Genomic DNA, 25,155 nt, shown 5'->3' with positions numbered 1-25,155 from the left:
GTCGTCAGATCCAGGAATGTCGGGCCGGCAGGCTGCCGTTCAGGCGATAGGCGCCGATTGCGTGGTACTTCCAGCGCACCGGGTCGTGCAGGGTGTGGACCCGCGCGTTGCGCCAGTGGCGATCGAGATTGAATTCGGCGAGGGTGGCCCGGCTGCCGGCCAGTTCGAAGAGTTTTTCGCTGGCTTGCAGGGCGATCTCGGTGGTGAGCGCCTTGGCCTCGGCCACGACAATCGAGGCATGGGCGGCAGACTGCGCGGTAATGGGGGCAGCGCTGACCTGGTCCAGCACCCGCCCGGCTTTGCGCAACAGCGCCTCGGCGGCGTGCAGTTCGATTTTCAGCTTGCCGATGTCGGCGATCACGTAGAGATCGTCGCTGGCCCGCTCGACTTTCGCGTCGATCCAGGGCCGGGCCCGCTCGCGGACAAACGCGATGGCGTCGTCGATAGCGCCGCGGGCGATGCCTGCATCGATGGCGGCCTGGATCAGTTGTGAAATCGCACCCTGTACACCGGGTGTGTCGTTGACGCGCCAGTTATCCAGCACCAGTTCAGCGTCGACGCGCACGTTGTTCAGCAGCACGGTACCGCTGGCCGTGGTGCGCTGGCCAAAGCCGGACCAGTCGTCGACGATCCGCAGCCCCGGCGTGCCGCGCCGAACGAACGCCAACACTTGCCGGCCGTCGTCATTCAGCGCCTTGACCGCCACCCAATGGGCGAACAACGCGCCGGTGGAGTAGAACTTCTGACCGTTGATGACATACCTGTCGCCATCGGAGGTGATCCGGGCCTTGAGCTCAAGGGTATTGCGAACGCCACGTTCCGGCCCGGCATTGCCGATGCGCCAGCCTTCCAGCACGCTCTGTAAAAGAATTTTCTTTTGCCGTTCGGTGCCGCAGCCGAGGATCAGCTGGAGCACGCCGAACTGGTTCTGCGGGATCTGTCCGAGGGCTGGATCGGCAGCGGAAATGATTGCAAACACGTCGGCGATGGTGACGAACGAAACCTGCGGTCCACCGTACTGCCGGGGGACGGCGATGCTACCCAGTCCGCTGCGGGTGAATTGCTCGATTTCCGACCAAGGCAGCTTGCGCTGTTGATCGCGCCGCGCCGCCTGCTGACGGGCGACTTGGGCCAGTTCATGGGCGGCTTTGATCGCCTCGGCATCGTTGCGTAGCACCTGCGCAGGTAGCAGCAGCGGTGCGATGTCCTGGTCGCTCTGGACCTTTGCTTGCGCCAGGTCCGACATTACTGCCACTCCGTGGCGGCTGGCAGTGCCTGGGCATACTGCACTGGGGTGATTGTGTTGCGTTCCATACCCACCTCACATCTTAAGAAAAACGCCGCGATGCAATGCGGCGAGGAAAATCAAGAATGTCCGGTGGTCCGGTGTATATACCCTAAACGCGTATAAATTTTTTATGAACTAACTTTTAGGAATATGCATAGGTTGGATTTAAATCCGAGACTTGGGCTTCTTGGACAAGGCGGCTTTTGTGGCGAGGGAGCTTGCTCCCGCTGGGTTGCGCAGCGACCCTTCTTTTTTGACGGTGGGCGCTACGCACCCAAGCGGGAGCAAGCTCCCTCGCCACACAAAAGCGATCCTCACGATAGCGTCTCGCGTATCAAGACACTCGATGACGCGGTTCAGCGACCATGGGCAGTTCTATGGAAGGCTTTTTCAGATTGGGATTGGCGCAGCCGATCTTCAGCGTTCGTGGCGGTGCCCAGAGGGAGTTGTTGCCCACCCGGTCAAGGATGCAATAGGTCACCTCCAAACGCAGGTCTTCCCCTGCTTCCAAAATGATGTGCGGCGGCACCCAGATATGGATCGGCTGGCCGACTTCTTCCGGTTTGACCGGCGCCAGGTCCAGGCGCACATCGCCCCAGCGTAGGGTGACTGCATCGTCGGCAGCCATGTTCAGGTAGGGTTCGATCGTCAATGGCACGCCGCGCTTGATCTGGTTGGGGTTCACCCCTTGGCGGCGGATGGCCTCGGGAATGCCCACCGGCGCCAGGCCCTGGTTTTCATCGCCGCTCAGGCTTGACGGCTGCCCGCCGGGGCAATCGAGTTTCACCTGAACCTGTTGGCTGGCCGAAAGCGCGGGCCCGCGTCCAATCTGCATGACGCGGTAATGGATGTGCGAGGTGCCGTTGAGAATGAAGCTCTCCGGAACCCGCAGCGTGACGGGGCCTTGCAGGTCCGCTTGGGACAGTTGGCGCGAGCCGGCGTAGCAGTCATCCCAGAACAGCTCGATCAGATCGCCGGCGTCCATGCCGGGGTAGGGGGTAATGGCGATTTCCAGGTGAGCGGCGCTGGCGATGCTCACGCCGGTAGGGTGGGCATTGACCAGGGTGGGCGCGGCCAGTTCGGGAATATTCGACATACATGTCATGGTGCTCTCCTTGATGCTTGAAAACGAAGTCCGTTTCGGGAAGAACAAAGCGCTGGATAATCGCGACATACGCTTACGCAGTTGCAATGGATAACGATGAATCAAAGCGCAGGATTAAACTTATGTGCGACGCCTGTTGGGCACTAGATAAGGGTTCAATAGTTTCAGTGTCAATAGAGCTACTTGCTTATTAATTCTTAAAGCAAGGCTTCAGAAATTTCCTACATGGTGAAGTTAGTAATGCGCGGCATTCAGCGCCTTTTTCCTCGGCTCGGATGGGGGAGGCTCTGGTTTTAAGGAGGTCTGATGACTAGGGTTGATACATGCTTGGCGCGGAGGGAAGTGTTGCGATAAATGTATAGAGCTAGAGGAGGTTTGCGAGAGATTGACAGCGGGAAGTTGCCAGTTGTTTCTATATTAAAAGTTCAGTGAGCGGTGTTGTAATCTTTGTTATCACAACGGCACTTCCATCCCTGGAAGTGACAGTGCGGCGAATAACTTACTGAGCGTGCCCAGCGGAGAGAAACTTGCTGAGGAATTGCCGAGTTCGTTCTTCTTTAGGGGCTGCAAACAAGGCCTTGGCTTCGCCTTGCTCAACGATCACGCCTTTGTCGAAAAACACCACGCGGTTCGCCACGTCCCGGGCGAAGCCCATTTCATGGGTCACGATGACCATGGTGCGTTTTTCTTCGGCCAGGCCACGAATGGTCGCCAGTACTTCGCCCACCAGTTCCGGATCGAGGGCCGAGGTCGGCTCGTCGAACAGGATGACCGCCGGTTCCATCGCCAGCGCCCGGGCAATCGCCACGCGCTGTTGCTGACCGCCGGAAAGCCGCCGTGGGTAGGCGTCCTCCTTGCCGGCCAGCCCCACCTTGGCCAGAAGCTTGCGGCCCAGGGCCTCGGCTTCGGCACGCGGTGTTTTTTTCACCACCAACGGGCCTTCGGTGACGTTTTCCAATGCGGTGCGATGGGGAAACAGGTTGAAGTTCTGGAACACGAAGCCCACCTGCTGGCGCAAACGGCGCACCAGGTTCTGCTGCTGGTTCAGCGGGCGACTGCCATCGATCTCGATGTCGCCGACCTTGATCCGGCCGCTGGTGGGTTCCTCCAGGAAGTTCAGGCAGCGCAGGAAGGTGGTCTTGCCCGAGCCGCTGGGGCCGATGATCGCAACCACTTCACCTTCTTCAATCTCCAAGTCGATGCCGTTAAGGACCACCTGACCCTTGAACTGTTTTGTCAGTTTTTCCACGACAATCATGGGTCAGGACTCCTGGTCATGCCGATTGACCCGAGCTTCCAGGACGTTCTGCAAGTGCGAGAGCACACTGGCCAGAACCCAATAGATCAGCGCGGCGGCAAGGTACATGGTGAAGATTTCGAAGGTGCGCGCGGTGATCAACTGCGCTTGACGGAACAGCTCCGGTACCTGGATGGTCGCCGCCAGCGCGGTGTCCTTGACCAGGGAAATGAAGCTGTTACCCAGCGGAGGCAGGGCCGTGCGTGCGGCTTGCGGCAGGATGGCCCGGCGCAGGGTCTGGGCACGGGTCATGCCGATACTGGCCGCCGCTTCCCACTGACCGCGCTCGATGGAGCTGATGGCGGCCCGCAGGATTTCACACGCATAGGCAGCCATGTTCAGAGAAAAACCGATCAGGGCCGCCGGCAGTGGATCCAGTTCGATGCCCAGTTGCGGCAAGCCATAATAGATCACGAACAACTGCACCAGCAACGGCGTGCCGCGAAAGAACGACACGTAGATACGGGCGATCCAGCTCACCAGCTTGAAGCGCGACAGGCGCATCAGTGCCAGGCCGAACCCCAGCAGCAAGCCGAAAAACATGCCGCCGAGGCTGAGGATGACCGTGTAGTACGCGCCCTTGAGCAAAAAGGGCGCGGAATCCAGCGCGAGTTGAAAAGCTGCTTCCATTATTGAGTGACGTCAGCGTTGAAGTACTTCTGCGAGATCTTGGCGAGAGTGCCGTCGGCCCGCAGTTTGTCGATTGCCTTGTTGACCGCGTCCAGCAGCTCTGGCTCGCCTTTGCGCAGGGCAATGCCCGATTCCTGGCGAGAAAACGCTTCGCCAGCGGCCGTCGTATCCTTGGCTTTCTTGGCGTATTCCAGCGCAGCGAGGCGGTCGATCAAGATAGCATCGATGCGGCCGACGCGCAGGTCTTGGAACTTGGTCGGATCGTCTTCGTAAGTGCGCACGTCAGCGCCGGGCACGTTGGCTTTGACCCATTGCTCGTAGTTGGTGCCCAAACCTACCCCGACCTTCTTGCCGGCCAGGTCGGCGGCGGTCTTGATGGCGCCCTGGTTCTTGGTCAGCACAAGCGCCTGGATACCGGAAACGGTGTAGGGCTGGGAGAAGTCATACTTCTTCTTGCGCTCTTCGGAGATGGTCACCTGGTTGATCACTGCGTCCAGGCGCTTGGATTCCAGCGCTGCAAGGATGCCGTCCCATTTGGTCGGCTGCAGTTTGACCTTCACCCCCAGCTCTTTGGCCAAGGCTTCGGAAAATTCCACTTCGAAACCGGCCAGCTTGCCGTCGGCGTCGACGAAGCTGAACGGCGGATAAGTGCCTTCCAGGCCGACGTTGATCACGCCCGCGTCCTTGATTTTTTGCAGCTGCTCACCGGCAACCGCTTGCCCCAACAGGCCGGCGCTCAATGCCAGGCCCAGCGAACCCACCAACAGGTTGCGACGTAATGCGGAAAAATTCATGACAAGCCCCTGTGTTTTCTTATGAAGACGTTATTTTGGATGAGAAAGGCGTAGCCGCGATTGGAAAAATCTGCAACATCCTGCCTTAAAGCAGCCTGGACGTCTCGCGGCAAATGCGCCTGCGGCGAGACTATAAGACGGCGTCTATAGATTGGAAAATAATATTAAATCAATTGCATATACTTAATTGGAATGAGGGTTCTGTGGGAGCGGGCTTGCTCGCGAAGGCGTATTGTCCGACACATCGATGTTGAATGTACCGCCGCCTTCGCGAGCAAGCCCGCTCCCACATGGGAATCTTTAAACATCCTAAAACGCTGTGTCATAGGCAAACAACGCCGGCGCGCCGCCGGTGTGCAGGAAAATGATCGGGCCTTCATCGAAGCGGTCGCGGCCGATACCGTCGAGCAGGCCAGCCATGGCCTTGCCGGTGTAGACCGGATCCAGCAACACGCCTTCCTGGCTCGCCAGCAGCTTGACCGCCGCCAGTGTCCCGGCGTTGGGCTCGCCGTAACGGGGCGCGAAATATTCGTCCCACAGGTTCACCTTGAAGGCTTCTGGAAGGGCGATGTCCAGCAACTGCGCGGTGCGCTCGGCCAGGCCCTGGACCTTCGGAAACTGGTCTTCCTCGCTGCGCGAAACTGTCACGCCGATCACGGGAAGCGTCGGCAGGCTTTCGCTCAAGGCCAGCGCCAGGCCACTGTGGGTCCCGGCGCTGCCGGAAGCCAGCACCACGGCGGCGAAATCGAGCCCGGTGTCCTTGATCTGCTCGGCCAGTTCCAGGCCGGCGCGTACATAGCCCAGCGCGCCCAAGGCGTTCGAACCGCCAATCGGCACCAGATAAGGTTTTTTACCATTGTTGCGCAGACGATCGGCGAGGGCCTGGAGTTGGTCGTCGGCATTGTCCAGGTTCTCGACCAGTTCGACCTTGGCGTCGAACAGTTCCAGTAGCAGGCGGTTGCCGTTACCCAGGTAATTGCCGTCCTGGGTGCCGATGGGGTTTTCCAGCAGCGCCACGCAACCCAGGCCCAGCTTCGCGGCCAATGCAGCGGTCTGGCGCACGTGGTTGGACTGTATCGCGCCGGCGGTGATGAGTGTGTCGGCGCCCTGGGCCAGGGCATCGGCAGCGAGGTATTCGAGCTTGCGCAGTTTGTTGCCACCCAGGGCCAACGGAGTCAGGTCGTCGCGCTTGATATAGATCTCACGACCAAGCCAGGTAGAGAGGCGGTCGAGTTTTTCCAGCGGCGTCGGATGGCCGAGCAAGTCGAGACGATTAAAACGCGCCAGTTGTTGTTTGATCATGGGGGCCGTACTGGTTGTAGGAGATGCCTGGACTATAGGCATGCGCTTATTTGTGGGCAACCGCCAATCGTTGGTTGAGACAGTAAACCGGACAGAGGATTGGATACCCAGCTCATCACGAAAAACCTGTGAGCGGGCTTGCTCGCGAAAGCGGACTTTCAATCGACACTATGGTGAATGTGACGGCCTCTTCGCGAGCAAGCCCGCTCCCACAGGGTTCGTGTCGCTAATGAACGAATACGCTCCAGGCAACGTCATACCTCCCCATGGACTAGCGTAGGAAACGTACCGTCGAGCCCTGCGATTAGTCCTTAGCTGCCTATCTATGTTTAAATTGAACGTTCATTCAAGTTAAACCGCCGGTTTGCTGCCCGCTCACAACAGGAGGCTTGCTTTTGCCGAGTCCGTTTTCGATCGTCATTTTTATGTTTTCCCGAGTGCACTGCCCATGAGTGCCTCGTCTCTTCCCGCCAGCGGCCTGGTCCGCATGAACCCGCCGGTCTTTTACTTCGCCGCGACCTTCATCCTGCTGTTTGGCCTGGTGGTCATTGCCGTGCCGGAGCAGGCCGGCGCCTGGCTGCTGGCGGCGCAGAACTGGGCGGCCAATACGGTCGGCTGGTATTACATGCTGGCGATGACCCTGTATCTGGTCTTCGTGGTGGTCACCGCCTTGTCCGGCTACGGCAAGATCAAGCTCGGTGCCGACCACGACGAGCCCGAATTCAGCTATCTGTCCTGGGCCGGCATGCTGTTCGCCGCCGGGATCAGCATCACCCTGTTTTTCTTTTGTGTTTCCGAGCCGTTGACCCACATGGTGCAACCGCCCCAGGGCGAGGCCGGCACCGCCGAGGCCGCGCGCCAGGCCATGCAGATCCTGTTCTTGCACTGGGGGCTGCACGGCTGGGGAGTGTTCGCTTTCGTCGGCATGGCTTTGGCGTACTTCGCCTATCGGCACAACCTGCCACTGGCCCTGCGTTCGGCGCTGTACCCGCTGATCGGCAAGCGCATCAATGGCCCCATCGGCTATGCGGTGGATGGCTTTGGCATCATCGCCACCGTGTTCGGCCTCGGGGCGGACATGGGCTTTGGTGTATTGCACCTCAATTCCGGGCTCGATTACCTGTTCGGCATCGCCCATACCCAGTGGATCCAGGTCGGTCTGATCGTGCTGATGATGGGCGCGGCAATCATCGTCGCAGTGGCGGGCGTCGATAAAGGCGTGCGGGTCATGTCCGACATCAACATGCTGCTGGCCTGCGCGTTGCTGTTGTTCGTGCTGTTCGCCGGGCCCACCCAGCATCTGCTCAACACGTTGATCCAGAACATCGGCGATTACCTCGGCGCCTTGCCGATGAAGAGTTTCGACCTGTACGCCTACAACAAACCCAGCGACTGGTTGGGCGGCTGGACAGTGTTCTACTGGGCCTGGTGGATTGCGTGGTCGCCGTTCGTGGGGCTGTTCATCGCACGGATTTCCCGTGGCCGGACCATTCGCGAATTTGTGTTTGGAGTGTTGCTGATTCCCTTGGGCTTCACCCTGGCGTGGATGTCGATCTTCGGCAACAGCGCCATCGACCAGGTGCTGAACCATGGCATGAGCGCCTTGGGCATGAGCGCCCTGGAAAATCCGTCGATGAGCCTGTACCTGTTGCTGGAAACCTACCCGTGGAGCAAGACCGTCATCGCGGTCACGGTGTTCATCAGCTTCGTCTTCTTCGTCACGTCCGCCGATTCGGGCACCGTGGTGCTTTCGACGCTGTCGGCCAAGGGCGGCAATCCCGATGAAGACGGGCCGAAATGGCTGCGGGTGTTCTGGGGCGCGATGACCGCCCTGGTGACTAGCGCATTGCTGTTCTCCGGCAGCATCGATGCCTTGAAGTCGGCGGTGGTGCTGACGTCGTTGCCGTTCTCGCTGATTCTTTTGTTGATGATGTGGGGGTTGCACAAGGCGTTCTACCTGGAGTCCCAGAAGCAGATCGCGCAATTGCATTCCCTCGCACCGGTGTCGGGTTCACGCCGGGGCACGGGCGGCTGGCGCCAGCGCTTGAGCCAGGCGGTGCATTTTCCGTCTCGCGACGAGGTGTATCGGTTTCTCGACACGACAGTGCGCCCGGCCGTTGAAGACGTGAAGGCGGTATTCGCCGAGAAGGGCCTCACGGTCGTGACCCAGCCAGACCCGGCCAATGACAGCGTCAGCCTGGAAATCGGCCACGGCGAGCAGCATCCGTTCATTTATCAGGTGCAGATGCGCGGCTACTTCACGCCGTCCTTCGCCCGGGGCGGCATGGGTTCCAAGGAACTCAACAATCGCCGTTATTACCGTGCCGAAGTGCACCTGAGCGAGGGTAGCCAGGATTATGACCTGGTGGGCTACACCCGAGAGCAGGTCATCAACGACATCCTCGACCAGTACGAGCGGCACATGCAGTTCCTGCACTTGGTGCGCTGAGCGGGCTGAATCTCAGACAAGCCCGCCATTGGCCCGCAGGATCTGCCCGTTCACCCAGCCGGCATCCGGGCTCACCAGGAAGGCGATGACGCGGGCGATGTCTTGCGGCTGGCCGAGGCGTTCCAAGGGCGGCATCTTGGCGTAATGCTGCACTTGTTCTTCGCTCTTGCCGTGCATGAACAGTTCGGTGGCGACGGGGCCGGGGGCCACGGCATTGACGGTGATCTGACGCCCGCGCAGCTCCTTGGCAAACACTTGGGTCAACGATTCCACTGCAGCCTTGCTGGCGATGTACACAGCGTAGCCGGGCAGGTTGAGGCCAACGGTGCTGCTGGAAAAATTCACGATTCGGCCACCGTCATTCAGGCGGGTTGCGGCTTCGCGCAGGGTGTTGAAAGTGCCACGGGTGTTGATGGCGAACGTCTGCTCGAACAGCTCATCGCTGTGCTGCGCCAAGGGCATTACCTGAAGGATGCCGGCGTTGTTGACCAGCACATCGACCTTGCCCAGTTGCGCCTCGGTTTCATCGAACAACCGCCGGACATCGCTGGCAGAAGACACATCCGCCTTGACCGCTATGGCTTGGTGACCGGCTTGGCGCAACTGCACCACCAGTTTCGAAGCTTCGGTGGCGCTGCTGGCATAGTTGATGGCAACGGCAAAACCTTCGCTGGCCAAATGCTTGGCGATTTCGGCGCCGATGCCGCGGGAGGCGCCAGTGATGATGGCAACTTTGGGCGTTTGAGTCGTCATGGGTGTGCTCCTCTTGAAGTGGGGTGAAGCGAGATTCACATGTTTACTTGCGGCGATAAATACAGGAGAGTTGCCTTGACTGTTCAATAGTTGCCAACAATCAGGGCGTAAGATTCCAAATGGATCAAGTCAAGGCGATGAAGGTGTTCGTGCGCATCTACGAACGCAGCAGCTTTACCCTGGCCGCCGATGACTTGAACCTGCCCCGCGCCACGCTGACCCACACCCTCAACCAGTTCGAAGCCTGGCTGGGCGTGCGCTTGCTGGAGCGTAGCACCCGCAAAGTGCGCCCGACCCTCGATGGCGAGGCTTACTACCCGCGCTGCGTGCAATTGCTAGCAGAGCTGGAAGAAGCCGAACTGGCGTTTCGCAGCGTGGCGCCCAAGGGGCGGTTGCGGGTGGACATGCATGGCACGCTCGCCCGACATTTTGTGATCCCGGCGCTGCCGCAGTTCATGGCGCAATACCCAGACATCGAGCTGTCCATCAGCGAGGCCGATCGTTTTGTCGACCTTATTACCGAAGGGGTCGATTGCGTGCTGCGGGCTGGCACGCTGGCGGATTCGTCGCTGATAGGGCGCCGCGTCGCCAACCTGCGCCAGATCACCTGCGCCAGTCCGGCTTATCTGCGCCAGTACGGAGAGCCGAAAAGCCTCGACGACCTGAGCCAGCACCGGGCGGTGAACTACGTCTCGCGTACCACCGCCAAACTGTATCCGTTCGAGTTCATGGTCGACGGCGAACTTCGGGAAGTAGCCATAGACGGCGCAATCTCAGTGTTCGGCGCCGAAATCTATGCCGCCTCCGCCATCGCCGGCCTGGGCCTGATCCAATGCCCTTACTACCGGATGGAAACCCAGATCCAACAAGGCCTGATCCAGGAAATCCTCACCGCCACGCCACCACCGTCCATGCCGATTTCGGTGCTCTACCCCCACAATCGCCACATGTCGCCACGGGTTCGCGTGTTTGTGGATTGGCTGGCGGAGGTGTTTGCCAAGGCTCGTTAATGAATGTTGTCTCCATTGGCCTGGCATCGAGTATTCCCTGTGGGAGCGGGCTCGCTCGCGAAGGCGTCGGCACATCCAACGTCACCGTAAACTGACACAGCGCTTTCGCGAGCAAGCCCGCTCCCACAGAGATAGGCGAACTTTCGGCCTGACCGATGCGTCTGTGAAATGTTAGCGTCTGCCATCCAGATGCCCGAACAGAGAGCTTTTCGATGACCTACACCGCTGCCGAAAACCGCTACGAGTCCATTCCTTACCGCCGCGTCGGTCGCAGTGGGCTGGTACTGCCGGCGCTGTCGTTGGGGTTGTGGCACAACTTTGGCGACAGCACGCCCATCGACGCCCAGCGCGCCTTGCTGCGTACGGCGTTTGACCTGGGCATCAACCACTTCGACCTGGCGAATAACTACGGGCCTCCCTATGGCAGCGCCGAGATCAATTTCGGCCGATTGCTGCGTGAGGACTTCAAGCAGTACCGCGATGAGCTGATCATTTCCAGCAAGGCCGGGTGGGACATGTGGCCGGGACCTTACGGCCAGGGCGGTGGCTCGCGCAAGTACGTGCTCGCCAGCCTCGACCAGAGCCTGCAGCGCCTGGGGTTGGACTATGTGGATATCTTTTATTCCCATCGCTTCGACCCTGACACGCCGCTGGAAGAAACTGCCAGTGCGCTGGCCACCGCCGTGCAGCAGGGCAAGGCGCTGTACATTGGTATCTCTTCGTATTCGGGCGTGAAGACCCGGGAGATGGCCGCGCTGCTCAACGAGTGGAAAGTCCCGCTGCTGATTCACCAGCCGGCCTATAACCTGCTCAATCGTTGGGTGGAAAAGGACCTGCTGGACGCTACCGAGGAGCTGGGCACCGGTGTTATCGCCTTCACCCCGCTGGCCCAAGGGCTGCTGACCGACAAGTACCTCAAGGGTATTCCGGCCGACGCGCGGGTCAATCGTCCGGGTGGCGGTTCGTTGCAGGCTTCGCACCTGTCCGAAGACAATATCGCTCACGTGCGCGCCCTTAACGAAATCGCTCAGCGCCGCGGTCAAAGCCTCGCGCAGATGGCCCTGGCCTGGACCTTGCGGGATCCACGGGTCACCTCGGCCCTGATCGGTGCCAGCCGGCCGGAGCAGATCATTGAGAACGTCGGAGCGCTGCGCAACCTCAACTTCAGCGCCGAAGAACTGGCGGAGATCGACCGGTTTGCCCAGGAAGGCGGGATCAATCTTTGGGAAAAACCTTCGTCAGCTGAATAACACAAATCCCCCGTGGCGAGGGAGCTTGCTCCCGCTGGGCTGCGCAGCGGCCCCAATCGGCATAACGCACTTTTTCAGTCAGACCGGGTCAGCCGGTTTTACGACTGCTGCGCAGCCCAGCGGGAGCAAGCGCCCTCGCCACGGGTGGGCGGTGTGTTCAGCGGAAAAACGGCACATCCCCCAATACCGTCGCCCGGTGCATCACGCGCCGGGCAGGACGATAATCGTCCACGGCGAAATGCTGGGTCACGCGGTTGTCCCAGAATGCCACGTCATTGGCCTGCCAGCGCCAGCGAAGGGTAAATTCCGGGCGCGTGGCATGGGCGAACAGCAGTTTCAGGATCGCCTCGCTTTCGGTTTCCGACAGCTCGTTGATGCGTGTGGTGAAGCCTTCATTGACGAACAGCGAGCGGCGCCCGCTCACCGGATGGGTGCGGATCACCGGATGGGACAACGGTGGATTCTTGCGCCGCGCTTCTTCCCAGCGCGCCAGGTCTTCGGCGCTATTGCCAAAGCGCTCCAACGGAAAGGACCGGGTGAAATCGTGGGTCGCCGTCAGGCCTTCCAGCAAGCGCTTCAATGGCGCCGACAAGGCTTCATAAGCGGCAATGCCACTGGCCCACAACGTATCGCCACCGAACGCCGGCAGCAGCTTGGCACTGAGCACCGCGCCCATGGCGGGCGTCGGCAGGAAGGTCACGTCGGTGTGCCACACGGCGTTGTCGCGCACATCGGTGACAGCCGTGTCGAGCACCAATACTTCGGGCTGCTCGGGCACGTTGGGGTAGATCGGATGAATGTGCAGGTCGCCGAAATACGCAGCGAAACGTGCTTGCTGCACCGGCTCGATGGGCTGGTCGCGAAAAAACAGCACCTGATGTTCAAGCAGCGCCTGCTCTATCACTTGGTGATGTTCAGGAAGCAACGGCTGGCTGATGTCGATCCCGCTGATCTGCGCGCCGAGGGCGGTGCTCAACGGGGTAATGGTCGGGCGATTCATCGTACGTTCTCGCTCTGGGCGCCGAATGGTCGGCGTGGTCATTAGGTGTCAATGGGCCTGGCCGTGCCACGGCACCAGTTTGCGTTGCAGAGCGCGCAAGCCCATTTCCATGGCGAAGGCAATCAGCGCGATCACCAGAATCCCCAGCACCACCACATCGGTGACCAGGAACTGCGCCGCAGACTGCACCATGAACCCCAGGCCGCTGGTGGCGGCGATCAGCTCAGCGGCCACCAATGTTGACCAGCCTACGCCCAGCCCGATGCGAATCCCGGTGAGGATATCCGGCAGGGCGCTGGGCACGATCACATGGCGAATCAACTGAGCTCGCGTGGCGCCGAGGGACTGCGCGGCGCGCAATTTCGCCGGGTCGACGGTGCGCACGCCGGTGGCGGTGGCGATGGCGATCGGGGCGAAGATCGCCAGGTAAATCAGCAGCACCTTCGACAATTCACCGATGCCGCACCAGATCACGATCAATGGCAGGTACGCCAATGGTGGGATCGGTCGGTAAAACTCGATCAACGGATCGAGTACCCCTCTTGCGATACGATTGGCGCCAATGGCGATGCCCACCGGCACGGCCGTCAGCACCGCGAACAACAGACCCAGGCCGATCCGTTCAAGGCTTGCGCCCAAGTGCTGCCAGAGGGTGGAATCCATGTAGCCGCTGGTCGCCAGCAGCCAGCCTTTTTGCAGCACGGCGGAGGGCGAAGGCAGGAACAAGGGTTCGATCTGGCCGCTGGCGGTGACTGCCCACCAGACGGCCAGCAATACGAACAGGGTCAAGCCGCTGATCCATCGCGTGCTCAGGTTGAGCCGCGAGCCGGTGGCCGGGCGTTTGTCTGCCGGTTCGCTGACCACGGCTGGAATTTCGTAGCTGCTCATGCGCGCTCCTGTGGCCGAGTGGCGCTGCGTTGGGAGAACACCTTGGCGAGCACATGCTCACGGGTTTCGATAAAGCGCGGGTCGGATTTGATCGACCGGGCGGATTCCCCGGCCCCGTAGCGCTGGCCAAAGTCCAGGTGCAGGCGCTCGACGATCTGCCCGGGGTTGGGCGCCAGCAGGATCAGGTCCGTGGCGAGAAACACCGCCTCTTCAATGTCATGGGTGATCAGGAACACCGGTTTGGCGGTGCGTTGCCAGACCTGCAGCAACAGCTCCTGCATTTGCTCGCGGGTGAAAGCGTCGAGCGCACCGAAAGGCTCGTCCATGAGCAACACACGCGGATCAGCCGCCAGCGCCCGTGCCAGGCCGACGCGCTGCTTCTGGCCGCCGGAAAGCTGCCAGACGCGGCGTTGATCGAAACCGGCGAGGTCCACCAAGGCGAGCATTTCCCGGGCTCGGGCCTCGCGCTTTTGCTTGGCGACGCCGGCCAGTTCCAGGCCAAATCCTACGTTTGCCAGCACGTCCTGCCAGGGCAACAGTGCATCGTCCTGGAACACCACGCCGCGCTCGGCACTCGGTCCTTTGACGGGCACGCCGTCCAGGGTGATTTGCCCGGCGCTGGGCTCGACGAACCCGGCGATCAGGTTCAACAGCGAAGTCTTGCCACTGCCGGACGGGCCGAGGGCGACCAGCAATTGCTGGGGGCCCAGGGTCAAGGAGATATCCGCCAGCACGGGTTCCGCCGCGCCGGGGTACTGTGCGCTGATACGCTCCAGCTGTAGCAAGGCCATTGCCGTGGCTCCTTCTATTGATCGATCACTGAGTGATGTATTTGGCGCTGACGAAAGGCGCGTAGTCCGGCAGCACGGCTTCGACCTTGCCTTGTTCCTTGAGGAAGACTGCGGTGTCGGTGATGGCTTTGGTTGTCGGAGCGCCGAGGCTCACGACCTGATCGGCTGCCAGGGGAAAGACGTTGCCTTGCAGCAACAGCGGGATATCGCTGGCCTTGGCACCGGAGAGCTTCACCAGTTTGTCGATGTTGGATGCATCGGCCAGCCAGGCTTGCGGGTCCTTGCGGTACTGAGCGTAGGCATCCAGGGTGACTTTGGCGAAGGCGGTGACGATTTCAGGATGCTTCTGGGCAAAGTCCTTGCGCACGATCCAGGCGTCGAAGGTTGGCGCACCGAACTTGGCCAGCTCTGCGGAAGTGATCAGCACCTTGCCGTTTTCCTTGGCCACGCCCAACGCCGGGTCCCAGACGTAGGTGGCGTCGATGTCGCCGCGCTTCCAGGCGGCGATGATGGCCGGTGGTGCCAGGTTGAGGATGGTGACTTTCGATGGGTCGATGTTCCAATGCTTCAACGCGGCGAGCAGGCTGTAATGGCCGGTGGAAACGAACGGCACGGCGATTTTCTTGCCGATCAGGTCTTGGGGCGTCTTGATCCCGGAACCGTCGCGGGCCACCAGGGCTTCGGCGGCGCCAATCTGGGTGGCGATGAGGAAGGTTTCCACCGGGACCTTGCGGGTGATGGCCGCGGTCAGCGGGCTGGAACCGAGGTAACCGATCTGCACGTCGCCCGAGGCGATGGCGGTGATGACGTCGGCGCCGTTGTCGAACTTGCGCCAGTCGATCTTGGCTTGGGTGGCTTTTTCATAGGCGCCGTCGGCCTGGGCGACTTTGGCCGGGTCGACGGTGGTCTGGTAGGCGACGGTCAGGTCGGCTGCCTGGGTCAATAGACTCGTGACGGCCAGGGAGGCGGCCGCGAGAAGGCGAAGGGGAAAACTGAACGTCATGGGAAAGCTCCTCAACAGGCCGCCGGGTGTTCGGCGTTTGAGGAGACTAAATGATCTAAGAATCGCTAAATAAATAACTTTTTCGAATTAGCTTATTTGCGAAAAAATCTATGCGCGTGGAGATTACATGTGGCGAGGGAGCTTGCTCCCGCTCGGTTGCGCAGCAACCGTAAAGAAGGGCCTGCTGCGCAGTCCAGCGGGAGCAAGCTCCCTCGCCACAAGAGCATTCCAGTCAAAAAGTGGTGTTCAGTTACTGATCGCCAGGATGCTCGCCTGATACGAGCCCACGAACACGTCGAAATCCCCCACCTCGTTCTGCTCCAGTTCTGCTTGTTGAACCAGGGATTCGCGGGCGGTTGCTTCGAATGCTTGCTGCTCTTGGACAGGCAGCGGTTCGGCACGGAAGAATTCAGCGTGGACCTTGCTTTGGCGCAGGGAGAACTGGGCGAAGCTTTCCTGATGTTCGGCCATGGCGGCCAGCACCTGGGCAGAAGGGGTCAGGGACGGGTCCCGGACCTTCGCCAATTGTGCGTCCAATGCCTGGCGGTGAGCGTCGCCGCCCTGGCTCTGATCAAGCAGCGAGGCCAGCGGCGCGATTTTTTCCAGTAGTTCGACGGCCCAGGCTTGCATGTCCACCGGCTGCCCCTGTCGCTGCAATTGCAGGCCAGGCTTGCGGCCTTCCTTGACCACGGTGAGGAAGTTGCTCGTCGCGTTGCCGCACTCGTTGTTCTCCAGTTGCGGGCTGTCATTGAGGCCGCAATACAGCAGGAATGCGTCGAGGAATCGCGACTCGGTGAGGTCGATGCCCATCGGCAGGAACGGGTTGATGTCCAGGCACCGCACTTCGACATACTGGATGCCCCGGGCCATCAATGCCTGGATCGGGCGCTCGCCGGTGTAGGTCACGCGCTTGGGGCGGATATTGGAGTAGTACTCGTTTTCGATCTGCAGAATGTTCGTGTTGAGCTGCACCCACTCGCCGTTCTGGTGGGTGCCGACTTCGACGTAAGGCGCATAGGGCGTCGCCACCGCTTTGCGCAGGCTGTCGGTGTAGCTCTCCAGATCGTTGTAGCACGGTGTGAGGCCGGCCTGGGCGTTGCTCTGGTAACCCAGGTCGCTCATGCGCAGGCTGGTGGCATAAGGCAGGTACAACGTGTCTGGGTCCAGTTGTTCCAGCTGGTGCGGGCGACCTCGCAGGAAACCGGCGTCCAGCGCCGGCGAAGCACCGAACAGGTACATCAGCAGCCAGCTGTAGCGGCGGAAATTTCGGATCAGCGCGATATAGGCTGAAGACTGGAAGTCCCGGTCGCTTCCTTCGGCGGCTTCGCTCTGGCGGAGCAGCGGCCAGAGCTTTTCCGGCAGGGAAAAGTTGTAGTGGATCCCGGCGATGCATTGCATGGTCTTGCCATAGCGCAGCGCCAGGCCCTTGCGGTAGACGTACTTGAGCCGACCGATATTCGAGGTGCCATAGTACGCAATCGGGATGTCCTCTTCGGCCGGCAAAGGGCACGGCATCGAAGGACTCCACAGGTATTCGTCGCCCAGTTTGCTATAGGCAAAGCGGTGGATCTTGTCCAGGCTGCGCAAGGTGTCGGCCGGGTTGGCGAGGGCCGGCGTGATGAACTCCAACAGCGACTCGGAGTAATCGGTGGTGATCTGTTCGTTGGTCAACGCCGAACCCAGGGCCTCGGGATGCGGGGTCTGGGCCAGGCGCCCATTGTCCGTGACGCGCAGGCATTCACGCTCGATGCCGTGCAGGCATTGCTCAAGCAGGGAGAGGTTGGCGCGCTCGCCAAGCAGGGCCAGGCGGCGGTTTAAAAGGTCGCTCAAGTTGAATTCCTTCACGCGTCAGTCGCCCCAATATGGGGGTGGGCAAGACGGTCTACAAGGGTGAAGTTAAAACTGGCGTTTTCGCCTGGTTTTTGTACGGCTAAGGACTCCGCCACCATTACTGTGGGAGCGAGCTTGCTCGCGAAGAGGGCGTATCTGTCAGCAATGGAAGTCGCTGACACACCGCCTTCGCGAGCAAGCCCGCTCCCACAGATAATTGCGGCGCCGCATTCGTAGCGTCGAAATTACCCCAAATCGATGACAGGGAGCTATAGGACAGCGAACGTGCCTTGCGCTTTTGCGACCAGTTTGTCGCCTTGCATCACATCGGCCTCAACCACCAGCGTGCGCCGGCCCGGATGGATGACCCGGGCGGTGCACAACACTTCACCGTCGGACACGGCGCGAATGTAGTTGATCTTGCATTCGATGGTCGCGCTCTGCTGGTCAAAACCGTGGACGCTGGAACACGCCAGCCCCATGGCGATGTCCACCAGACTGAACAATGCTCCGCCGTGCAGCTTGTTGCCCCGATTGCGCAACGGCGGCTCAAGGCCCAGGGCGACTTGCGCCATCCCGTCCCCAAGGCTGTGCAGACGGCAGCCGAGCAACTTGAAAAACGCGCTCTCCACCAACCCGGCCGGCACGTCCATCAGCGTTTCTTCAATTGCTTGGCGTTGGCGAACAACGAGGCCATGGCATTGTTCGTCGGCGCTGCGGTGGCGGTTTCCTTGCGCGGCGCGGTGTTCTGCGATTGACGCGGGGTCGAGCCGGGGCGAGCGCCGCGGGCACCGTCGACTTTCTCGCCCGGTGTGTCGCTCATGCGCATCGACAGGCCGACGCGTTTGCGCGGAATGTCGACTTCCATGACCTTCACTTTCACCACGTCACCGGCCTTCACCGCTTCGCGCGGGTCCTTGATGAACTTCTCGGACAATGCCGAAATGTGCACAAGCCCGTCCTGGTGCACGCCGATGTCGACGAAGGCACCGAAGTTGGTAACGTTGGTCACGACGCCTTCGAGGATCATGCCTGGCTGCAGGTCCTTGAGGTCCTCGACGCCGTCCTGGAACTCGGCGGTCTTGAACTCGGGACGCGGGTCGCGGCCCGGTTTCTCCAGTTCCTGGAGAATGTCCGTCACGGTGGGCAGGCCGAAGGTTTCGTCGGTGAATTTTTTCGGATCCAGGCGCTTGAGGAACGCGGCGTCGCCGATCAGCGAGCGTATGTCGCGGTCGGTCTGGGCGGCGATGCGTTGTACCAGCGGATAGGCTTCGGGGTGGACGGCCGACGAATCCAGCGGATTGTCACCGTTCATGACCCGGAGGAAGCCGGCAGCCTGTTCGAAGGTTTTTTCACCCAGCCGTGGGACTTTCTTCAACGCGGCGCGGGTCTTGAACGCACCGTGCTCGTCGCGGTGGGTGACGATGTTCTGCGCCAGCGTGGCGTTCAGGCCGGAGATCCGCGCCAGCAGCGCCACCGAAGCGGTGTTCACGTCCACGCCCACGGCGTTCACGCAGTCTTCCACCACCGCGTCCAGGCCACGGGCCAGCTTCAACTGGGAAACGTCATGCTGGTATTGGCCGACACCGATGGATTTCGGGTCGATCTTCACCAGTTCCGCCAGTGGATCTTGCAAGCGACGGGCAATCGACACCGCGCCACGGATCGATACGTCCAGGTCCGGGAATTCCTTGGAAGCCAGTTCCGATGCGGAATAGACCGAAGCGCCGGCCTCGGAAACCATGACCTTGGTCATCTTCATGGCTGGGTATTTCTTGATCAGCTCGGCGGCCAGCTTGTCGGTCTCGCGGCTGGCGGTGCCGTTGCCGATGGCGATCAGGTCCACCGAATGCTTGGCGCACAGGGCGGCCAGTACGGCGAGGGTCTGGTCCCACTTGTTGTGCGGCACGTGCGGATAGACCGTGGCGTGGTCCAGCAGCTTGCCGGTGGAATCCACCACCGCCACCTTGCACCCGGTACGCAGGCCCGGGTCGAGGCCCAGGGTGGCACGCGGGCCGGCCGGCGCGGCCAGGAGCAGGTCATGCAGATTGTGGGCGAATACGTTGATCGCCTCGGTCTCGGCGCCGTCGCGCAACTCGCCCAGCAGGTCGGTTTCCAGATGGGTGTAGAGCTTGACCTTCCAAGTCCAGCGCACCACTTCGGCCAGCCATTTGTCGGCGGGGCGGTTCTGGTTCTGGATGCCGAACTGCTGGCCGATCATGCCTTCGCACGGGTGCATGGTACCTGGCAGTTCTTCACCGACCTTCAGCGCGGAGCTGAGAATGCCTTCGTTGCGGCCACGGAAAATCGCCAGGGCGCGGTGAGACGGCATGCTCTTGAGGGGTTCGTCGTGTTCGAAGTAGTCGCGGAACTTGGCGCCTTCCTCTTCCTTGCCGGCGATCACGCGGGCGCTGAGGATGGCTTCCTGCTTGAGGAAGTTGCGCAGTTTTTCCAGCAGGTTGGCGTCTTCGGCGAAACGCTCCATGAGAATGTACTTGGCGCCTTCCAACGCGGCCTTGATGTCGGCCACGCCCTTTTCGGCGTTGACGAAACGTGCGGCTTCGGTTTCCGGCGCCAGGGTCGGATCGTTGAACAGGCCGTCGGCCAGGTCGCCGAGCCCGGCTTCCAGGGCGATCTGGCCCTTGGTCCGGCGTTTTTGCTTGTAGGGCAGGTACAAGTCTTCGAGACGGGTCTTGGTGTCTGCCAGCTTGATGTCGCGCTCGAGCTGCGGGGTCAGCTTGCCCTGTTCCTGAATGCTGGCCAGGATGCTGATGCGCCGTTCGTCGAGTTCTCGCAGGTAGCGCAGGCGCTCTTCCAGATGCCGCAATTGCGTGTCATCGAGGCTGCCGGTCACTTCTTTCCGGTAACGGGCGATGAAAGGTACCGTCGAACCTTCATCGAGTAGCGCGACGGCCGCTTCGACCTGTTGTGGGCGTACGCCGAGTTCCTCGGCGATGCGGCTGTTGATGCTGTCCATAAAACCACCTGACAAATTGTGAAATCAGGCTCGCCACCGCGTGAGTCGGGCTCGGCGAGACTGGTTGAGCGGCCTGGCTTGCGCCGCTGCCTGGGTCAAAAGGCTGCCTGTTGACCCGCGAAATTCAAAAAGTGCTGCCTGGCCAGGGCAAGAAAAGTGGCGCGCCGGGTTATCGATCCGGCATTTCCTGGCACAAAGGGCCGCGCATTATAACCAGCGTTCCGCGCTTAAGGGGGCGAGGCCTGTAGGCTGGATACCCGGATTTGTGGCGATAGAGGAAAAATCTGCTAACAATGCACACGGTGCGTATAACGGCAGCTAGGCCATAATGCGCGCCGAGATCAAAGGAGCTTCCTATGAGCAGCACAGCACAAACTGCTGAAGGCGAAAAAATTCTTATCGTTGACGACGATCCAGGGCTGAGCAGCCTGCTGGAGCGTTTTTTCGTCAGCAAGGGCTATCGCGCCCGCACCGTACCGAACACCGAACAGATGGACCGGTTGCTGGCCCGCGAGGTTTTCAACCTGGTGGTGCTCGACCTGATGCTGCCTGGTGAAGACGGCCTGACCGCCTGCCGCCGCCTGCGTGGCGCCAACAACCAGATCCCGATCATCATGCTCACCGCCAAGGGCGACGAGCTGAGCCGTATCAAGGGGCTTGAACTGGGCGCCGACGATTACCTGGCCAAGCCGTTCAACCCGGACGAGCTCATGGCCCGCGTCAAGGCCGTGCTGCGCCGTCAATCGGCACCGGTGCCTGGTGCGCCGGGCAGCGAAGACGAGAGCGTGACCTTCGGCGACTATGAGCTGTCCCTGGCGACCCGCGAGCTCAAGCGCGGCAACGAGATCCACATGCTCACCACCGGCGAGTTCGCGGTGCTTAAGGCCTTGGTGATGAATGCTCGCCAGCCGCTGACCCGCGACAAGTTGATGAACCTGGCTCGCGGTCGCGAGTGGGATGCGCTGGAGCGTTCCATCGACGTGCAGATTTCCCGGTTGCGCCGGATGATCGAGCCCGACCCCTCCAAACCACGGTATATCCAGACGGTGTGGGGCGTGGGTTATGTATTCGTGCCGGATGGCGCCGCCAGCAAATGATCGGCGATTTGTAGGAGCGGGTGGCCTGGCGGGCTGAATGTCTTCCTCCAGGCGACTCGCGGTCCGTTATTGTGCGAGCATCGCTCGCTCCTGCAAGTGTGTAGCGGTTATTCATGAAAACCCCGGTTTGGTTCCCCCAGAGCTTCTTTTCCCGCACCCTCTGGCTGGTGCTCATTGTCGTGCTCTTCTCCAAGGCACTGACCCTGGTGTACCTGCTGATGAACGAGGATGTGCTCGTTGATCGGCAATACAGCCACGGCGTTGCCCTGACACTAAGGGCTTACTGGGCGGCGGACGAGACCAACCGGGCGAAGATCGCTGAAGCGGCGACACTGATCCGGGTCGTCGGTGCAGGTGTGCCGGAAGGCGAACAACACTGGCCCTACAGCGAAATCTATCAGCGGCAGATGCAGGCCGAACTCGGCGCCGATACCGAGGTGCGACTGCGCATGCATTCGCCACCGGCGTTGTGGGTGCGGGCGCCAAGCCTGGGCGATGGTTGGCTGAAAGTGCCGTTGTACCCTCATCCGCTGCGTGGCCAGAAGATCTGGAACGTGCTCGGTTGGTTCCTGGCCATCGGCCTGCTGTCGACGGCTTCGGCGTGGATCTTCGTCAGTCAGCTCAACCAACCCTTGAAACGCCTGGTCTATGCCGCCCGCCAACTGGGCCAAGGGCGCAGCGTACGACTGCCCGTCAGCGATACACCCAGCGAAATGACCGAGGTCTATCGCGCCTTCAACCAGATGGCCGAGGACGTCGAACAAGCCGGGCGGGAGCGCGAATTGATGCTGGCCGGCGTTTCCCACGACCTGCGTACGCCGCTGACCCGGCTGCGGCTGTCGCTGGAATTGATGGGCGAGCACACCGACCTGACCGATGAAATGGTCCGCGACATTGAAGACATGGATGCGATTCTCGACCAGTTCCTGGCGTTCATTCGTGACGGTCGCGACGAGTCCGTGGAAGAAGTGGACCTCAGCGAGCTGGTGCGGGAAGTGGCCGCGCCCTATAACCAGAACGATGAGAAAGTGCACCTGCGCCTGGAGCCTATCCAGCCGTTCCCGCTGCGCCGGGTGTCGATGAAACGCTTGCTGAATAACCTGATCGGTAATGCCTTGAACCATGCCGGTACTGGCGTGGAGGTGGCGGCTTATGTCTCCGGTGATACCAGCGCGCCCTATGTGGTGCTGAGCGTCATGGACCGTGGCGCCGGCATCGATCCGTCGGAATTGGAAGCCATTTTCAACCCCTTCACCCGAGGCGACCGTGCCCGGGGCGGGAAGGGCACGGGGCTGGGCCTGGCCATCGTCAAGCGCATAGCCTCGATGCACGGCGGTAACGTCGAACTGCGCAATCGCGTGGGTGGCGGGCTGGAAGCGCGGGTGCGGTTGCCGTTGGGGCTGATGTTGCCAAGGGATGCGGTTTAGCAGTTTCCCTTAGGTCACGCCGATGCCTTGTGGGAGCGAGCTTGCTCACGATGACGGTGTGTCAGCCAATATCATCGTCACTGAAATATCGCCATCGCGAGCAAGCTCGCACACAGGGTTTTGTGCAGGGTCAGCCCTTGCCCTTGGTCCGGGTCATGTTTGGCCCGCCATTCTTTTCCAAGTGTTCGATGATGATTCCTGCCACGTTCTTGCTGGTGGTGGTTTCGATTCCTTCCAGGCCTGGCGAGGAATTCACCTCCATCACCAGTGGCCCGTGATTGGAGCGCAGGATGTCGACGCCGGCCACGGCCAGGCCCATGACCTTGGCGGCGCGCAGGGCTGTCATGCGTTCTTCCGGTGTGATCTTGATCAAGCTGGCACTGCCGCCGCGGTGCAGGTTGGAGCGAAACTCACCAGGCCGCGCCTGGCGTTTCATCGAGGCAATCACTTTGTCACCGACCACGAAGCAGCGAATGTCCGCGCCGCCGGCTTCCTTGATGTACTCCTGCACCATGATGTTCTGCTTCAGGCCCATGAACGCTTCGATCACCGATTCGGCCGCGGTTGCGGTTTCACACAGGACTACGCCGATGCCCTGGGTGCCTTCCAGCACCTTGATCACCAATGGCGCGCCGTTGACCATGGCGATCAAGTCGGGAATGTCATCCGGCGAGTGGGCGAAGCCGGTTACCGGCAGGCCGATACCGCGCCGCGACAGCAACTGCAGGGAGCGCAGCTTGTCCCGGGAGCGGGCGATGGCCACGGATTCGTTGAGGGGAAACACCCCCATCATTTCAAACTGGCGCAACACGGCGCAGCCATAGAACGTCACCGATGCGCCGATGCGCGGGATCACTGCATCGAACCCTTCCAGCGGTTTGCCACGGTAATGAATCTGCGGCTTGTGGCTGGCGATGTTCATATAGGCGCGCAGGGTATCGATCACCACCATTTCATGGCCCCGTTCGGTCCCGGCTTCGACCAGGCGACGGGTGGAATACAGACGCGGGTTACGCGACAGCACAGCGATCTTCATGCAACACCTGTGGCAGAGAGAGTGGACACCGGGAATGCCGGTTTGTCCTGAACGTATTTGGTACCCGGATTGACCACCAACTGGCCGTCGATCAAGGCTTTGGAACCCAATAACAGGCGATATCGCATGGACTTGCGGCAGGCGAGGGTGAACTCCACTCGCCAGATCCGATCACCCAGCGCCAACGTGGTACTGATCACGTAGCGGACCTGAGCGTGGCCGTTGGAACTCTTTATCGTCTTGCGCGCCACCAAGGGGGCTTCGCAGCGGCGATGACGCAGTTGCACCACCGTGCCGAGGTGCGCGGTGAAGCGCACCCATTTTTCGCCGTCGCGCTCGAATGGCTCGATGTCGGTAGCGTGCAAGCTGGAGGTGCTGGCCCCGGTGTCGATTTTTGCCCGCAGGCCCGCGACTCCCAAATCAGGGAGCGCTACCCACTCGCGCAGGCCGACAACGGTCAAATGGTTAAAAGTCTTCAATAAAAACAACCTGCGATCGATGCATCGGATCGTGGACTCCGCGGATCGCGGTATTCACGCAGAATAATCACAAAATGGCGACAGTTATCTACCTGCCTGTTTGCGCTCGTGACGTTGCAGGCAAACCGGGCCGGGGAAGTCGGCTCGGCGGCATTCTATCTGTCGGGCCGGATTCGTGCGCCCGACAAAAACGGTAGTACAGTTCTGACTATTGGCAGAAAGAGGAATTGCAGTGACACAAAAAAAGGAAGAGGACGACAAGGTCCGTCTCGATAAATGGCTGTGGGCGGCGCGATTCCATAAGACGCGGGCCCTCGCCAAGGCCGCTATCGAAAGCGGCAAGGTTCATCACCGGGGTGAACGTTGCAAACCGGGTAAAGAGCCGCGTGTCGGCGATGAGTTTGTCATTCGCACCGGGTTCGATGAAAAAACCGTGGTGGTGGAGGCCCTGTCGATCGTACGGCGCGGCGCGCCGCAAGCGCAGGCGCTCTATCGTGAAACGGATGCCAGCATTGCCAAGCGCGAAGCCGCGGCAGCTCAACGCAAGGCCGGCGCCCTGGGTGTCAGCACCGATGGCAAGCCGAGCAAGAAACAGCGCCGGGATTTGTTCAGGTTCCATGGCAGCAACAGCGAATAAGAAAGGCTGGCGCAAGGCCCGTGGCGAGGGAGCTTGCTCCCGCTGGGCTGCGCAGCGGCCCCGAAATCTTACGCTCGCTGCGCAACCGAGCGGGAGCAAGCTCCCTCGCCAC

22 protein-coding genes are annotated in these 25,155 nt (G+C 61.0%); 6 read left to right on the top strand and 16 right to left on the bottom strand.

Going from position 1 to position 25,155, the window contains the following annotated elements; genetic code table 11:
* Positions 1 to 4: 4 nt before the first annotated feature.
* The 6 genes from AD663_RS26730 to AD663_RS26705 all read right to left on the bottom strand — a co-directional run bounded on the left by AD663_RS26730 (position 5) and on the right by AD663_RS26705 (position 6,416).
* Positions 5 to 1,246, bottom strand: coding sequence for an SfnB family sulfur acquisition oxidoreductase (locus tag AD663_RS26730; RefSeq protein WP_053214819.1), 1,242 nt, complete (start codon positions 1,244 to 1,246; stop codon positions 5 to 7).
* A 376-nt stretch (positions 1,247 to 1,622) separates the two neighbouring features.
* Positions 1,623 to 2,393, bottom strand: a complete 771-nt coding sequence (locus AD663_RS26725; RefSeq protein ID WP_003186845.1) for a hypothetical protein — start codon at positions 2,391 to 2,393, stop codon at positions 1,623 to 1,625.
* A gap of 499 nt (positions 2,394 to 2,892) precedes the next feature.
* Positions 2,893 to 3,651 carry an L-cystine ABC transporter ATP-binding protein TcyN gene (gene tcyN, locus AD663_RS26720; protein WP_053214818.1) on the bottom strand — a complete coding sequence of 253 codons (759 nt, stop codon included), beginning with the start codon at positions 3,649 to 3,651 and terminating at the stop codon, positions 2,893 to 2,895.
* Between the two features lie 3 nt (positions 3,652 to 3,654).
* Positions 3,655 to 4,320 (bottom strand): cystine ABC transporter permease, encoded by a 666-nt coding sequence (gene tcyL, locus AD663_RS26715; protein WP_053214817.1) that lies wholly within the window; start codon positions 4,318 to 4,320, stop codon positions 3,655 to 3,657.
* Positions 4,320 to 5,114: a cystine ABC transporter substrate-binding protein gene (gene tcyJ / locus AD663_RS26710; protein ID WP_003186841.1), complete on the bottom strand. Its 795-nt coding sequence runs from the start codon at positions 5,112 to 5,114 to the stop codon at positions 4,320 to 4,322. Before tcyJ ends, tcyL begins: the two co-directional genes overlap by 1 nt.
* A gap of 309 nt (positions 5,115 to 5,423) precedes the next feature.
* A complete protein-coding gene (locus tag AD663_RS26705) occupies positions 5,424 to 6,416 on the bottom strand; it encodes a D-cysteine desulfhydrase (RefSeq protein WP_053214816.1) in 993 nt (330 codons plus the stop codon).
* A gap of 487 nt (positions 6,417 to 6,903) precedes the next feature.
* Here AD663_RS26705 and betT point away from each other — a divergent pair, with 487 nt between their 5' ends.
* On the top strand, positions 6,904 to 8,865 hold the full coding sequence (gene betT / locus AD663_RS26700) for a choline transporter BetT (RefSeq protein ID WP_172680645.1): 1,962 nt from the start codon (positions 6,904 to 6,906) through the stop codon (positions 8,863 to 8,865).
* A gap of 12 nt (positions 8,866 to 8,877) precedes the next feature.
* On the opposite strand, the gene AD663_RS26695 is transcribed toward betT, so the two are convergent.
* Positions 8,878 to 9,618 carry an SDR family oxidoreductase gene (locus AD663_RS26695; protein WP_003186838.1) on the bottom strand — a complete coding sequence of 247 codons (741 nt, stop codon included), beginning with the start codon at positions 9,616 to 9,618 and terminating at the stop codon, positions 8,878 to 8,880.
* Positions 9,619 to 9,737: 119 nt separating this feature from the next.
* On the opposite strand from AD663_RS26695, the gene AD663_RS26690 reads away from it, so the two are divergent.
* Both AD663_RS26690 and mgrA read left to right on the top strand, forming a co-directional pair.
* Entirely contained in the window at positions 9,738 to 10,628 is an 891-nt protein-coding gene (locus tag AD663_RS26690; RefSeq protein ID WP_053214815.1) for a LysR family transcriptional regulator, read from the top strand.
* Positions 10,629 to 10,840: 212 nt separating this feature from the next.
* Positions 10,841 to 11,878 (top strand): L-glyceraldehyde 3-phosphate reductase, encoded by a 1,038-nt coding sequence (mgrA, locus tag AD663_RS26685; protein WP_053214814.1) that lies wholly within the window; start codon positions 10,841 to 10,843, stop codon positions 11,876 to 11,878.
* 157 nt (positions 11,879 to 12,035) lie between these two features.
* Here mgrA and tauD read toward each other — a convergent pair whose 3' ends face one another.
* The 7 genes from tauD to AD663_RS26650 form a co-directional block, all read right to left on the bottom strand.
* Positions 12,036 to 12,878: a taurine dioxygenase gene (gene tauD / locus AD663_RS26680; RefSeq protein ID WP_003186833.1), complete on the bottom strand. Its 843-nt coding sequence runs from the start codon at positions 12,876 to 12,878 to the stop codon at positions 12,036 to 12,038.
* Positions 12,879 to 12,926: 48 nt separating this feature from the next.
* Positions 12,927 to 13,766, bottom strand: coding sequence for a taurine ABC transporter permease TauC (tauC, locus tag AD663_RS26675; protein ID WP_053214813.1), 840 nt, complete (start codon positions 13,764 to 13,766; stop codon positions 12,927 to 12,929).
* The gene (tauB, locus tag AD663_RS26670; protein ID WP_003186830.1) at positions 13,763 to 14,557 is read right to left on the bottom strand and encodes a taurine ABC transporter ATP-binding subunit; all 795 of its coding nucleotides are present in this window, start codon (positions 14,555 to 14,557) and stop codon (positions 13,763 to 13,765) included. Before tauB ends, tauC begins: the two co-directional genes overlap by 4 nt.
* A 25-nt stretch (positions 14,558 to 14,582) precedes the next feature.
* The gene (tauA, locus tag AD663_RS26665) at positions 14,583 to 15,560 is read right to left on the bottom strand and encodes a taurine ABC transporter substrate-binding protein (RefSeq protein WP_003186829.1); all 978 of its coding nucleotides are present in this window, start codon (positions 15,558 to 15,560) and stop codon (positions 14,583 to 14,585) included.
* Between the two features lie 246 nt (positions 15,561 to 15,806).
* Positions 15,807 to 17,390 carry a glutamate--cysteine ligase gene (gene gshA / locus AD663_RS26660; RefSeq protein WP_053214812.1) on the bottom strand — a complete coding sequence of 528 codons (1,584 nt, stop codon included), beginning with the start codon at positions 17,388 to 17,390 and terminating at the stop codon, positions 15,807 to 15,809.
* 269 nt (positions 17,391 to 17,659) lie between these two features.
* A complete protein-coding gene (locus tag AD663_RS26655) occupies positions 17,660 to 18,043 on the bottom strand; it encodes a PaaI family thioesterase (protein ID WP_003186827.1) in 384 nt (127 codons plus the stop codon).
* Complete coding sequence (locus AD663_RS26650; RefSeq protein ID WP_003186826.1) at positions 18,043 to 20,367, bottom strand: Tex family protein; 2,325 nt, start codon at positions 20,365 to 20,367, stop codon at positions 18,043 to 18,045. Before AD663_RS26650 ends, AD663_RS26655 begins: the two co-directional genes overlap by 1 nt.
* 356 nt (positions 20,368 to 20,723) lie before the next feature.
* Between AD663_RS26650 and ompR the strand changes: the two genes are divergently transcribed.
* Positions 20,724 to 21,464 carry a two-component system response regulator OmpR gene (gene ompR, locus AD663_RS26645; RefSeq protein WP_003186825.1) on the top strand — a complete coding sequence of 247 codons (741 nt, stop codon included), beginning with the start codon at positions 20,724 to 20,726 and terminating at the stop codon, positions 21,462 to 21,464.
* A 113-nt stretch (positions 21,465 to 21,577) separates the two neighbouring features.
* On the top strand, positions 21,578 to 22,891 hold the full coding sequence (locus AD663_RS26640) for an ATP-binding protein (RefSeq protein WP_003186824.1): 1,314 nt from the start codon (positions 21,578 to 21,580) through the stop codon (positions 22,889 to 22,891).
* Between the two features lie 130 nt (positions 22,892 to 23,021).
* On the opposite strand, the gene rimK is transcribed toward AD663_RS26640, so the two are convergent.
* Both rimK and AD663_RS26630 read right to left on the bottom strand, forming a co-directional pair.
* On the bottom strand, positions 23,022 to 23,927 hold the full coding sequence (gene rimK, locus AD663_RS26635; protein ID WP_003186822.1) for a 30S ribosomal protein S6--L-glutamate ligase: 906 nt from the start codon (positions 23,925 to 23,927) through the stop codon (positions 23,022 to 23,024).
* Positions 23,924 to 24,388 (bottom strand): ATP-dependent zinc protease, encoded by a 465-nt coding sequence (locus AD663_RS26630; RefSeq protein WP_172680644.1) that lies wholly within the window; start codon positions 24,386 to 24,388, stop codon positions 23,924 to 23,926. The genes rimK and AD663_RS26630 overlap by 4 nt, the downstream gene beginning before the upstream one ends.
* A 250-nt stretch (positions 24,389 to 24,638) precedes the next feature.
* Between AD663_RS26630 and AD663_RS26625 the strand changes: the two genes are divergently transcribed.
* Positions 24,639 to 25,043, top strand: a complete 405-nt coding sequence (locus tag AD663_RS26625; protein ID WP_053214811.1) for an RNA-binding S4 domain-containing protein — start codon at positions 24,639 to 24,641, stop codon at positions 25,041 to 25,043.
* Positions 25,044 to 25,155 lie beyond the last annotated feature (112 nt).

Source organism: Pseudomonas sp. Q12-87 (assembly GCF_001269755.1).
Lineage (GTDB): Bacteria > Pseudomonadota > Gammaproteobacteria > Pseudomonadales > Pseudomonadaceae > Aquipseudomonas > Aquipseudomonas fluorescens_S.
The sequence above is the reverse complement of the archived record's forward strand: the minus strand, read 5'-3'. Positions and strand labels throughout refer to the sequence as shown.